We start from the raw sequence: 13288 nt of genomic DNA on the forward strand, positions 1-13288 counted from the left end.
CAGTTACCTGATACCGGATTTTGAAGCCTTAAAAAGATCGGTCAACCGATCATTAAATTCTTAACTGATCGGCATTAGCGCCTAGTGGACGCTCTTTCAATTATAACTTTAGGACAAAAAGCGCTGGGTAAACGCCTTTTCGTTGTTGCCTATAACTGCTCGTTTAAGAAGGCGTTAAAGTCTGCCTGAAATGCAGATTTCAGCCGCATACACTGTTGAGACTCGTCCTGCATAATTTCGACACCGCGTGCCATTCCTTGATAGGTCTCGCTAATTGGCGCGTAGAACGCATTGGCCATTTCTAAGTTTTCAGCCGAACAGGTTGTTGAAACAAATTCCGGCATTCTGCTTACATGGTAATCAGGCATTTTTGCTAGTAGCGCGTCTTTATTCTTACTAAGCCACTCGTACAATAGCGTATGATCGTCTAAGTTACGTGCCACTCTCACCACCATATACATGGTATTTGCAGGCGTAATATCATCGGTAAGCGCTAAATCTAACATTTTAAAGACGGTCGCTTTGTCTTCAAAGTACATCGAATACACCAGCGTGCTTTTCACATTTGGCAACTGTGCTTTTTTAAAAGCCTCTACAATTGTATTAAACCATGTGCCCTGCTCGCCTTGTTCACTATTTCGCGTAGCAATTTCAATTGCTGTACCGGCAATACCGGAAGGAACACTGCTAGTATCTGCAAGGTACTGTTTCGCTATTTTAACGCTTTGTTCAACAAGTTGATCATTGTTCGAATGAGTACCCAGTAAGCTGAATAGCTGGTTACGCAGGCGAATGACATCTGCGTTATCCTGCTCACTTTGAGACAAGGTAAGTTTGTTTAACAAAGGCATATAATTTTGATTTAGAAGCTTTGCATATGCGGCTTTATTGTCTTCATTTACTAAATAACTAAACTCAGCTAACACCCCAACAGCCGCACGAATGACCGCAGGGTCATCATCTTTTGCCAAGCTATTAAGCACCTTCATCACACTGTCTACACCTACTTGATCTGCGTTTAACAGCGCCTGGTAGTTGTATAGCACATTTTTCTTTTCACGCTTATTTAGCGCATCAATGTTGTTTAGCAGTGCGTTTAGCTGAGCTGGTTCAATTGACCAACGGAAGTAACCTGTTGCATTGTCATTAGGGAACACCCAGTCTGCTTCAGCAAGCTGAGGTAAAACTGTGGTTTCTTTATCAATAAAAACCACTTCGTTTAGTATTTTTCCGTTTGATTGATAAGTCAGCTTTAAAGGAACTGCCCATGTCTTATCTTCCACGGTCGCGCCAGCAAGGTGAAAACGGGACTGGGTTAATTTGCCATCTTTTGAAATATGAATAAGTGGGTAGCCCGGCTGTTCCAAGTAAGCTTTCATCATGGCGCTTAAGTTGAAATCAGACACTTCATCTAGGGCGCGCCACAAATCATCTGCTACGGTATTACCCCAAGCATGGGTATTCATGTAGTTTTGAACACCTTCACGAAACTTTTCTGTACCAATTAGCGATTCAATCATTTGTAAAATTGATTCACCTTTTGAGTAGTTCAAGCCCAACCCATCCATCACATCTGGCTGACTTTTCACTACTTTTTTGACAGGTTTCACCGTGGGACTAGCATCTGCACCAAATGCTCCCTCTTGTACTATGCGATCGGCGTAGTTCAACTCTGGATACAAGGTTTTCATAGTATGACTTGCAGCCCAAGACGCAAACGCTTCGTTCAGCCATAGGTCATCCCACCACGCCATTGTTACCAAGTTGCCAAACCATTGATGAGCAAGTTCATGCGCAATAACATTTAGCGGTCGTGAACGCTCTGTGACGCTTGGGTTATCTTCTAGCAGTAACAAACTATCGCGATAGGTAATTAAACCTACGTTTTCCATTGCACCGTGGGTAAAGTTGGGTACGGCAACAAAATCCATTTTTTTATAGGGGTACTTGATACCGAAAAAATCTTCTAGCGAGGCTAGGATTTCTGGGATGTGTTTGATAACAAATTTGGTTTTATCGGCATACCCTTTTGGAACGTATATTTTTCCTGGCACCGACAGCCCAGAAATTTCAGCACTATCAAAAGGCCCTACGGTATAGGCAATAAGATAAGTCGGCATGGGCTTAGTTTTTTCAAACACTACGGTTTTTATGCCGTTTTCCACTGTCACCTTTTCAACAGGTGTATTACCCACTATTTCCTGATGTTCAGGAGAACTGATGGTCATTTGATAAGGAATTTTGAAGTTTGGCTCATCAAAACTTGGAAACGCTTTTCGCGCATGCATATCTTCAAACTGGGTAAATATATAGTTGGTCTCTTCAAAACGTGACAGATACATGCCATCTGAAGACGTGTTCACTTTCCCTTCAAACGTAATCTCTAACGTATACTTCCCAGGCGCAATCTCATTTTGCGATTCGCCCCAATTGATGTCGTATTCTTCAATCGTAACATTTAGAGGAAAGCTGCTGCTTCCAGACACTAAACGCGCAGAAGTTACGGTCAAATCTTGCTGATAAAAGCCCACTTTCTTAGTTGGGGTTTTAACCGTTACATCAATATTCGTTTTTCCAGAATATGTAGGGTTGTCAGGGTCTATATTTAAGTGAATGCGTTGAAAAGTGGGAGCGATTGTTGACGGTAAGCGGTATTCAACATCAGCAAGCGTCTTTTTCGCGGGAGATACGACTGCAGATGCAGTTTGCGCTTCTTGCGCCACTACTGCTGTTGTCGATAGCGATGTGAATGCAAAAACACTCGCAACCACACCAGCTAGTGTAGATAGTTGTTTCATTATGGTTTATCCATGTTATGGGAAAATCCCTATATTCATCCATGGGTAAGAATAAATATCAAAAAGGGCCTTAGCAATCTAAAGCCCTTTTGGCATTGGTTCAAATTGTTACTATTCATGTCAACCGCAAGAATTGTGCATTTCAGCGTACATTGACTCTGGCGATTTATCTTGTTTCTGCTTCGCTGCCTGCTAACAGCCAAGTCGATTGAATAAGCCAGCAACTCTAGAAATGGTATCGTCGCAACTGCATTTGCATTTGCTTAACTTGCTGAACTAAGGCTTCACAGTTATCTACCACTTCTTTTGCATAGGTAGTATTGGCATTGCCCACCTGTTGAATACTGCTTACCCCTTTATTAACATCGTTAGCAACCTCTGTTTGTCCTTCAGCCATTGTGGCAGCGTCTCGGTTTAACGTTGTGATGCGTGCAACAGCGTCAAGCGCCTGCTTTAACGAATCGCCAGCATGTTTTGTGGTGTCCACGGTTTTATAGGCGGTTTCTTTATTTTGCTGCATTTTTTCAGAAGCCACGCGGCTACCTTGCTGAAGGCGTTCAATCATATTGCGAATTTCTTCCGTGGAAGACTGCGTTCTGCTTGCTAGCGAGCGGACTTCGTCAGCGACAACGGCAAAGCCACGTCCCTGCTCACCAGCGCGAGCCGCTTCAATAGCTGCATTGAGCGCAAGTAGATTCGTTTGCTCTGCGATATTCCTGATAACTTCCATTACACCGCTAATTTCTTCACTTGCCTGAGCCAACTCAGTGATAACCTGTACTGACGCGTCCACATCGCTTGCCTGAGACTGGATGTCTTTAATGGTTTGCGCCAGAACGCTTACGCTGTTTCGCGTATCTTGATCGGCAGCGTGTGCCGCTTCACTTGAACTGCGAATGGTTGACGACACAGTTTGTGCATTCTGCTGCATTAATGAAATGGCGTTATTAATTGACTCCGTTTCTCGGCTAAGTTGTGAAACGGTATCTTTGGATTGCAAAGCTGTTGCATTTAACCTTTCTGACTTTGCTAGCATGTGGTCGGTGGCTTCGTCCACACTCTGCAACGTGTCTTGTAACTGGCTAAGAAGCCCATTAAACGCTCTTGCCATGGTGCCAAACTCGTCGCTTCTTGATGCCTGAAAACGGAACGTTAAATCTCCCTCACCAGAAGACAAGTTGTTTACTACCCCAATGAATTCTTCAAGTGGCTTGCCAACAATATACTTAACGAGCAACCAAATGGTGATCAAAATTCCCACGCTCGCCAATACGATTTTAAGTACAACAACCAACACAGAGCTTCGAACCATAGCCGATTTTTCTGACGTCGACGCCACTAATATAATATCGTACCCCCAAGGCGAAAACGGTACCACTTCTACAACCCAGTCATCATTAGGTTGAAGGGCGTCGGCCACCTGCCGATCATTCACATGTGCGGAATGCATGCGAATGTTACCTTTTGCATCACGAAGGGCAACAAAGCCTTCTTTTAGCACGTGACTTTGCTTAATGGCTTGCTCTAATACGTTAAGGTCGGCTGAGTATCCCACATACCAGATGCCCACAACGTCACCACTGCTGTTAAACATTGGCTCGTAACCTGTTAAATAAGGGCTACCCAAAATATCAACCGCACCGTAATACGCTTCCTGCTGATTAATCTTTTTGATCGCCTTGCCATCAGGGGCCAACTTAGTGCCAATCGCCCTCTCGCCATTTTTAATGACATTGGTACTCACGCGAATATAGTCGTCTCCTGTTTTACTAAAAAGCGTGGCGGTGCCTCCCATTACGCTTGTCAGGTTATCGACCAAATCGAATGTGTTGGCTTGCTCCGCATTGCCCAACCTTAGCTGCCGAGCCTGCGTATTTTTAACGGAAACAATATCGGTTTGATTGGGTTCACCGATTGCCTCACCTCGTTGCTTAAGCAACGCCATACTGCTTTTGACGCGTTCAAGCATGATAGAGTCAGTCACAGTAAGAATATTCACTAAACGATCGGCGGTGTTCTTCTTTTGCTCTTGAACAAGGTTTGAAACATTTGAGGAAGTGGTGATAACCGTTGCCACGGCAACAATTAAAGCGAACAAAGCGATAACAGCAGAAATAGAAAATAGAAACTTTCTTTGAATGGACATTTATCATCTCGATGTGTAGACGTTTAATACAAAGCCATTCCGTTGCGCTTTCTAACCTCAGCCTTAAATTTTTTACCAAACAGCACAACGGCTTGAGGCTGTAATCCCTTTATATTAATTTAGGCAAAAATTACGTAAGAGCAAATTATCCAAACGTTTATATTTTAAAAAAGTTGTCCAATTAACAACCGATTATCAGTCTGTGCTACTTCATGGTCACCTTTGTGCCAACAATTTTCAGTGCCGGTGCACCTCGAATTAAGGCATTTCTTGCAAACTGTGCGTCACAAGAAGGACATATTCCTTCTTCATGAGTAAAGTCCTCAACTATTCTCTCTTTAAAGCATTTAACCAACGCGCCTTTGCCGCCTTTTCGATATTTAAATAGCTGGAATTTGCACTTGGAGCAATAAATTTGCACGGTTCTGACCGGCCCTTTTGCATTAGGTTTTGCCATAATTTCTCTTTGTATGTTTTAGGATCCTTCAAATTTCACCTTTTGTCGAAATGCGACAAATTGTAAATCTCGGTTATACTTTCGTGAGGGCGCGTCGCCCTTGGGTATAAACCACTAGCATGCTTGCCTCGATGTTAGCGAGTTAAGAACGAAGGTAATATCAATGAAGATAGTTGCAGCCCTGTGCTTTTTAATGTCGGCGCCGATTTATGCCGGTACAGCCGTGATAATAAATGCCAATAACAATTCTGGGATCGATATCGATACCGTCAAGAAAATATATTTGGGGAAAGTAAAAGCATTTCCCGATGGAAGTCGCGCAATTCCCCTTACCTTCGAACAAGGTAATAATATCAGAGACGCTTTTAATAATAATGTGCTTGGAAAATCTGAATCACAATACTCTGCATTCTGGTCGAAGCTTGTGTTTACTGGCAGAGGCACACCACCTGAAATGATAGCAACTGAGGATGAGATGTTAAATCTTGTCGCGACCAACCCCAATACCATAGGTTTTGTGGATGAAGGTAAAGTTGATGGCACGGTAAAAGTTGTCGGTACATTTTAGGGCCTGCTGTTGTTTAATATTCAGCAAAGACCAACAAGCCCTAGTTATTTAATCTAGGAACAATTGGCGACGCCTTGTCTAAATGCGTCGCCCTTTTTAGGCGTCTAGCTTCAATCAGGAAGTGTCGAAAGATAGTTAATGTTTGCAAAAGCCATTATGACATCTTTGGCGAAGTCGACCCTAGGATGACGAAGCGCTCCCTTTTTCCACACTAAATAAACATCATTTTCTGGGCCTGGCTTGCCCAGCGCGACCAATTCGCCTTTTGCAATACCTTCTTTACATAAGTAGTCAGGCAAAACGGAATAACCAATTCCCGCTTTGATAATACTACTTATTGCTCTTATATCGGGGCAAACAGCCGCGACAGGCGACTCACACGCGGCATTAAATACCTCCGAAAAGTATCGCCGAACAAGCGGTAACTGTTCATCATACGTCACTACTTTATGTTGGTTTAGTAGCGCTGCCGATATTTCTCTTTCTCCCAGCAACTTTCCCTGCACACGGTTCATCACTAAGATTAAGCGCTCTTTATCTAACTTCTGATATTCATACATCGCATCAGTGGGCTCAGAGGCCGTAATGGCAAGTTCCGCTACATCGTTCTCCAACAAATGATAAATATTACTTTTGTTGCCGGTATGGATCACTAAATTCACTTTATCGGCCTGAAGCAAGTTAGCGAGTGCCGGACCTGCCACCAGACTGAGATACTCCGCAGGGCCCGCTAGGTGTAACGTGCCGTGATCGGTGGAAGCACGACTGCGAATAGAAGCCACTTTCTGCTCTAACGTATCAATGTGACTGGCGACTTGCAGCGCCAAGTCATCAGCGATAGCCGTTGGCTCAACGCCTCTCGCTTTTCTTATGAACAACTCTTTACCGACAATATTCTCCATGGCTTGTATGTGAGAAGTGACCGCTGGCTGAGACATATGAAGGCGAGCTGCAGCACGTGTAATGTTGCCGCTTCGATAAACTTCTACAAAGGTTTTTAACTGTGTTAAGTAAGACATAATCCCTACCCATCAGATTTTTGATGACTCATCACAATTTATCTGACTTCTCGATGTAAGCCAACCTCTCTAAGATACACGCACTTTCTAATGCGACAGGAGCTGCACATGAAATCAGCATCATCAATTTTATCGCTCGCCATTATTGCGGGTTTATCACAGTCGGCCTATGCGGCAGACGTTAAAGCTGCGAATGCCGGTAAAGGCGAAATACTTGTACTACTTTCAAGTGAAAATGTAATGCAACTTGCAGATGGCAAAACAGAGCCTACAGGCTATTACCTTAACGAGTTTGGTGTGCCGGCAAAAGCATTGGTAGACGCAGGCTACAAACTGGTATTGGCCACGCCAAAAGGCAATGCGCCATCTGTAGATAAAAAGTCAGTAATACCGCAATACTTTGATGGCGGCGAATCGCAAATGCGAGACATTCAAACGTTTGTAGCGTCAATAGAAGGCATTGATGACACGCTGTCATTGAGCGAAGTGATTGGACAAGGGCTAGAAGAGTTTGAAGGCGTATTCATTCCAGGCGGTCATGCACCGCTTATCGACCTAGCAAACAATCCTCAAGTGGGTGAAATTTTGTCTCACTTTCACAGTGAAGGAAAACCTACTGCCGCTATCTGCCATGGCCCAATCGCCTTACTTTCTGGGCAATCTAACCCGCAGGCTTTTGAACTGGCATTGAAATCCGGTGAGCAAGCCTCATCTGAGAGTTGGATTTATGATGGCTACAAAATGACAATCTTCTCCACACCGGAAGAGGCCTATTTTGAAAGCACGTTAAACGACGCAACGTTATTGTATTACCCAGCAGACGCCATGGCGCAAGCGGGTGGCAAGATGGAATTCAAAGAAATGTGGGCGCCCAATGTAGTAGTAGACCGTGAGCTTATTACAGGCCAAAACCCGTTTTCTGATGAACTGTTAGCTGAAAAGCTTTTACAACAGTTAAATTCACAATCTAATTAAGGACAGGCAACACTATGCTTAATTTTACGTTTAAGAATCAAACCGAAATTTTGTTCGGCAAAGGGCAACTAAGTGAAGTGTCTTCACGTTTGCCGAAACAAGCAAAAGTCCTCTTCCTCTACGGTGGCGGCTCAATTAAGAAAAATGGTATTTACGATAAAGTAACGACTGCACTAGCAGGTGCTGAAGTTATTGAATTTCAGGGTGTTGAACCAAACCCAGAATTTGAAACACTGATGAAAGCTGTGAATGTCGCCCGTGAAAATGACGTGAACTTCATTCTTGCGGTTGGCGGTGGAAGTGTTATTGATGGCGCGAAATTTGTAGCTGCTGCCGTTAACTTTGCAGGCGATCCGTGGGACATACTTGTTAAAGGTGCAGCATTTGAAAATCCATTACCTATTGGCGCAGTACTTACTTTACCTGCGACAGGGTCTGAGAGTAACGGTAACTCGGTAGTAAACAGAAAAGAAACGTCGCAAAAACGCGCGTTTTCTTCTGAAACAGTTCAGCCTGTTTTTGCCGTACTCGATCCTGAGTTCACCTATTCACTTCCACCACGTCAAGTATCAAACGGCGTGGTTGATGCTTTTGTTCACGTGATTGAGCAATACCTTACCTACCCTGTAAACGCACCGCTTCAAGACCGCTTTGCAGAAGGAATCTTACAAACCTTAGTTCAAGAAGGTCCTAAAGCGTTAGCGACGCCTGAAGATTACGATGTGCGTGCAAACGTAATGTGGTCAGCAACAATGGCGCTTAACGGATTAATCGGTAAAGGTGTACCGCAAGACTGGGGCACACATATGATAGGTCACGAACTTACTGCGTTACACGGTTTAGATCACGCCGTGACCTTAGCAATTGTTCTACCGTCGTTAATGTTCGTGCAGCGTGACAAAAAGCAGGAAAAAATTCTGCAGCTAGGTGAGCGCGTGTTTGGCATTCAGGAAAATGACAAAGAAAAGGCCATCGACTTAACCATAAAAGCGGTTCAGGACTTTTTTGAAACTATGCAGGTTAAAACCCGCCTGTCAGACCACAACATTGAAAAGTCTGCCATTGATGGGCTAATCGAGAACCTTGAACGCAACGGCTTAACAGCGCTTGGCGAGCATGGTGACATCGATCTTGCTAAAGCCCGTGAAATTCTAACTCTCGCGGCATAACCCCTAGATTCTAAAGCACTCAGCCTTCGCTGAGTGCTTTTTTGTTTATTTAGAAAGAGAGAAATATGACTGCATTATTTGAACAATTTTCGTTAAAAGACGTGACGCTTCGCAATCGTATTGCTGTGCCTCCTATGTGCCAATACTCTGCAGAAGATGGGTTTACAAACCAGTGGCATGAAGCAAACTACCAGTCATTTGCCCGAGGCGGTGCTGGATTGGTTATCGTTGAGGCAACCGCCGTCTCGCCAGAAGGACGTATCACGCCAAATTGCTTAGGTATTTGGAAAGATGAACACGTTAGTGGCTTAAAAAATGTTGCTGATCGTATAAAAAGCCAAGGCGCTGTTGCTGGAATTCAAATTGCACATGCCGGGCGCAAAGCGAGTGCTAACCGCCCTTGGGAAGGTGATGACCACATTCAGCCAAGTGAAGAAAAAGGGTGGCAGCCTATTGGACCTTCGGCAGAAGCCTTTGGGGCACACTTACCTGTTACGCCTACAGAAATGACCAAAGCCGATATTGAGCGCGTTAAGAGTGACTTTGTGAAAGGTGCCCAGCGCGCGCTTGAAGCTGGATTCGAGTGGCTTGAACTGCATTTTGCCCACGGTTATTTGGCTCAAAGCTTTTTCTCGAAGCACGCCAATAAGCGTACCGACGAATACGGCGGTGATGCGCAAGGCCGTGGCCGATTCTTACTTGAAACACTGAGCGCAGTGCGTGCGGTTTGGCCTGAAAACCTACCGCTTACCGTACGCTTTGGCGTTATCGAATACGATGGTGATGACGAACAGACGTTGAGCGAGTCTATCGAACTTGTAAAACAGTTCAAAGAAATTGGTACTGATTTCGTTAGCGTTAGCGTTGGCTTTAACACACCTGATGCGAATATTCCTTGGGGCCCGGCTTTCCTTGCTCCAATTGCTAAAAAGGTACGTGATGAAGCCGGAATCCCGGTTGCTACAGCGTGGGGAGTAGACACACCAGAGCTCGCCAATGATACCATTGAAAACCAACAACTTGACGTTGTTATGGTAGGTAGAATGCATCTTACTAACCCACACTGGTCTTATTTTGCAGCGAAAAAGCTAGGCGTTGAAAAACCATCTTGGGTAATGCCTGCACCATATGCACACTGGTTGGAGCGTTACGCACCATCAGACGAAAGGTAGTTATTGACTTTACAGGCAGCAGTGTGTTCGAGCACTGCTGTGTTTTTCCTCGTCTTTTGCCAATAACGTATAACGTTGCGTCTCTGTACTTGCTTTTTTCCAAGTTAGGTTTAAGGTTGCTATAAACCTCCTTCAAGATTTGGAAGAATGCAGGTTAAAGATTTTTTTTCCTCATCAGCAAAGCTTGCTGATCTAACGTCACTCCGAAGGCGCCGTGTCATTCAAATAAGCGCGGTAACAGGCTTCGGGCTTTTCGCTTCGTCTCTGGTCGCGAGAGGCATAACTTTTGATATCTTTTTACTGGGCTTGTTCTCATTAATCGTCACTGGCTCGCTCGCATACAAGTATTACGTTACCACCAGCAGTTACCTACTTTTAGGCGCTATGTCGTCAATGCTGTTTGCCCTATCCGCAACAGGTGCAGGCGTATTTGATATCGCCATGATTGGCTACCCTGGCGTCATCATATTTGCGGCTTTATTAGGTGGAATTGCCCTATTTGGCACCGTTTTATCTTTAGTGCTTCTTCAGTGCATTACGCTTACGTGGTTGATTATGCACGATGTAGTAACACCAAACCCGCCTATTTTGAGCTGGTCTCACGTGCTCTTCATCATGGTTATTTACGTTATTACGGGCTTCAGCGTTTTTATTTTGATACAGGATATTCGTCGGCTTATGCAGTCACTGCAGCAAGAGGTGTCTAAAGTTGAGCAAAATAGAGCACATATCCAGCACTTAGCACATCACGATCCGCTCACAAACTTGCCAAATAGGATTTTGGGCGAGCGACTTTTCAACGAAAAGCTACGCGAGAGTGAAGAAAAAGGGCTTCAGCTCGCGCTGCTGTTCATAGACTTAGACAACTTTAAACCCGTGAATGACGCTCTTGGCCATGCTGCGGGCGATCGGTTTCTTCAAAAAATATCTCAAACCATCACCGACCACCTATCCACAAAGCAAAGTTTAATACGCTTCGGTGGCGATGAGTTTATTGTTTTGGCGCCAGAAATATCAGACAAATCTGAAATCGATGACTTATGTAAGAACTTAATTACGTGGTGTTCGAACGAATTCGAAGTGCTGCAAACCAAAGTGGTAGTCTCGGGTTCAATTGGTGTAGCACAAGCGCCTTATGACGGAATTAAATTTAAACAGCTGTGCCGAAAAGCTGATATTGCCATGTACGAAGCGAAACGCAACGGCAGAAATAGATACGAATACTATGACGTGCGCTTTGACGAAGAAAACGATGAAAAATTCACACTTATTCAGCGTTTGCGCCCGGCCGTACATGCCAATGAATTCGAGGTGTACTACCAACCCTTGATAGACCTTGCCTCTAACGAGGTTCAAGCAGTAGAGGCGCTTTTGAGATGGCCTCAGAAAGACGGATCAATGATATTCCCCGACAAGTTCATACCTTTAGCGGAAAGCAGTGGCCTGATCATCCCTCTTGGTGCGTGGGTGTTAAACCAGGCTTGTGAATTTTGCGCTAAACAGCATGAAAACGGTCATACTAATCTTACGGTTGCCGTAAACTTATCCTTTGCACAATTCAAAGATGGTACGCTCCCTGCGGTCGTTGAGCAGGCCTTGCAAAACTCACAACTAGCACCGCAATTTTTAGAGCTGGAGCTAACTGAAACCATACTCGCGGATGAAAATGGCACCACTGGTGAACAACTCGAAGCCATTAAATCGTTAGGCGTGCACTTTGCTATTGATGATTTTGGTACCGGTTACTCTAATTTAAATTATCTACAGACATTTAGCGCTCGCAAACTCAAAATAGACCGCATTTTTATCAACACCTTAGGCATTGGGGAAAACGACGCACCTTTAGTTGCAGCAATAATCAGCATTGCCGACAGCCTTGGCATGAAAGCGGTAGCTGAAGGTATTGAAAGTAAACCCGCTTTAGAAAAGCTAATAAAAATGGGATGTGACTTGGGGCAAGGCTATTATTGGAGCAAGCCACTCCCCGCGCCCGAGATAGAACGATTTTTAAGTAATCATCCAACAAAGTAACCACTTACACTAAAAATTCGGAAATGTTCCGTTGTGAAGGCACCGTTTTAGAAGCTCATGATATTTCAAACGGACATTTTCATGCCGATGGCTTAACGCAGCATTGGCTTGCTGAAAAAATAACAATCTGCCTAAATCGAAAAACGCTAAAACCCGTGATACGTCACAAACTCTTCGTTGTTGGCGCGAGTTGAGCGAACCTCGTTTGCAGCGAACTCTGGGTCTGGATAGCCTAAAGCTATGCAAATCATAATGGCCTCATCATCAGGGATGTTAGCGTGCTTGTGTACAACATCGGACTGCATAATGCCCTGACCATTGATAACACAACCAAGCCCTAAGTCCCATGCAGCTAGCACAATGCCATACGCCAGCGACCCTAAACCAAACTGGGTGATCCCTGCTGGCTCTAAAGCCTTGTCATAGGTAAGCACCAAAGAAACGGGTGCATCAAACTGCCTAAAGCCGCGCATCATCCAATCCATACGCTTCTCCTTGTCTTCTCGGGTTATTCCCATTACGTCGAACAGCTGTATGGCTACATCAATTTGACGCTGACGGTGAATCCCCTCGTAGTCCTCTTTGTAGGGAAAGTCTCGAACGTGCGGTTTACCTTCAAGTGTATTTTTGGTGTTGCCTTCACGAATTTTATCAAGCACGTCGCCTGTTACTGCATGAATTTTCCAGGTTTGCGTGTTATAGGACGATGGCGCCCACTTCGCTGCGTTGATAATCGCGTTTACTGTTTCCTTAGTAACGGGCTGTTTAGTGAACCCTCTAACACTCTTTCTTGATGCTGCAAACTCGGCAAAATTCATACACTTCCTTAAACGCGGTAATTGAACTTGTTAAGTTAGAGTAAACACGACGAGTTTGCTCTTCAATAGGTGGCAAACCTAATTCAGATTGTTTGTTTTTATAGATATATATAGAAGTTTGTAAACCCTTTCATT

At 44.4% G+C, this 13288-nt stretch carries 10 protein-coding genes; 5 read left to right on the forward strand and 5 right to left on the reverse strand.

Features of this window, described 5'->3' with window-relative positions:
• Positions 1–149 precede the first annotated feature (149 nt).
• The 3 genes from QME20_RS10245 to QME20_RS10255 all read right to left on the reverse strand — a co-directional run bounded on the left by QME20_RS10245 (position 150) and on the right by QME20_RS10255 (position 5401).
• A complete protein-coding gene (locus QME20_RS10245) occupies positions 150–2798 on the reverse strand; it encodes a M1 family metallopeptidase (RefSeq protein ID WP_187446275.1) in 2649 nt (882 codons plus the stop codon).
• Between the two features lie 226 nt (positions 2799–3024).
• On the reverse strand, positions 3025–4944 hold the full coding sequence (locus QME20_RS10250; protein ID WP_187446274.1) for a Cache 3/Cache 2 fusion domain-containing protein: 1920 nt from the start codon (positions 4942–4944) through the stop codon (positions 3025–3027).
• 205 nt (positions 4945–5149) lie between these two features.
• The gene (locus tag QME20_RS10255; protein ID WP_014976849.1) at positions 5150–5401 is read right to left on the reverse strand and encodes a hypothetical protein; all 252 of its coding nucleotides are present in this window, start codon (positions 5399–5401) and stop codon (positions 5150–5152) included.
• A 163-nt stretch (positions 5402–5564) separates the two neighbouring features.
• Here QME20_RS10255 and QME20_RS10260 point away from each other — a divergent pair, with 163 nt between their 5' ends.
• Positions 5565–5969, forward strand: coding sequence for a phosphate ABC transporter substrate-binding protein (locus QME20_RS10260; RefSeq protein ID WP_014949893.1), 405 nt, complete (start codon positions 5565–5567; stop codon positions 5967–5969).
• A 110-nt stretch (positions 5970–6079) separates the two neighbouring features.
• Here QME20_RS10260 and QME20_RS10265 read toward each other — a convergent pair whose 3' ends face one another.
• The gene (locus QME20_RS10265; RefSeq protein ID WP_014949894.1) at positions 6080–6988 is read right to left on the reverse strand and encodes a LysR family transcriptional regulator; all 909 of its coding nucleotides are present in this window, start codon (positions 6986–6988) and stop codon (positions 6080–6082) included.
• A gap of 108 nt (positions 6989–7096) precedes the next feature.
• Between QME20_RS10265 and QME20_RS10270 the strand changes: the two genes are divergently transcribed.
• The 4 genes from QME20_RS10270 to QME20_RS10285 all read left to right on the forward strand — a co-directional run bounded on the left by QME20_RS10270 (position 7097) and on the right by QME20_RS10285 (position 12335).
• Positions 7097–7963 carry a type 1 glutamine amidotransferase domain-containing protein gene (locus QME20_RS10270; RefSeq protein WP_239219551.1) on the forward strand — a complete coding sequence of 289 codons (867 nt, stop codon included), beginning with the start codon at positions 7097–7099 and terminating at the stop codon, positions 7961–7963.
• Between the two features lie 14 nt (positions 7964–7977).
• Complete coding sequence (locus QME20_RS10275) at positions 7978–9132, forward strand: iron-containing alcohol dehydrogenase (RefSeq protein WP_014976852.1); 1155 nt, start codon at positions 7978–7980, stop codon at positions 9130–9132.
• Between the two features lie 65 nt (positions 9133–9197).
• On the forward strand, positions 9198–10304 hold the full coding sequence (locus QME20_RS10280; RefSeq protein WP_014949897.1) for an NADH:flavin oxidoreductase/NADH oxidase: 1107 nt from the start codon (positions 9198–9200) through the stop codon (positions 10302–10304).
• A gap of 147 nt (positions 10305–10451) precedes the next feature.
• On the forward strand, positions 10452–12335 hold the full coding sequence (locus tag QME20_RS10285; RefSeq protein WP_187446273.1) for a bifunctional diguanylate cyclase/phosphodiesterase: 1884 nt from the start codon (positions 10452–10454) through the stop codon (positions 12333–12335).
• A 146-nt stretch (positions 12336–12481) separates the two neighbouring features.
• On the opposite strand, the gene QME20_RS10290 is transcribed toward QME20_RS10285, so the two are convergent.
• Complete coding sequence (locus QME20_RS10290) at positions 12482–13153, reverse strand: nitroreductase (protein WP_187446272.1); 672 nt, start codon at positions 13151–13153, stop codon at positions 12482–12484.
• Positions 13154–13288 lie beyond the last annotated feature (135 nt).

Source organism: Alteromonas sp. CyTr2, from assembly GCF_947311905.1.
In the GTDB taxonomy this organism is placed as follows: domain Bacteria; phylum Pseudomonadota; class Gammaproteobacteria; order Enterobacterales; family Alteromonadaceae; genus Alteromonas; species Alteromonas macleodii.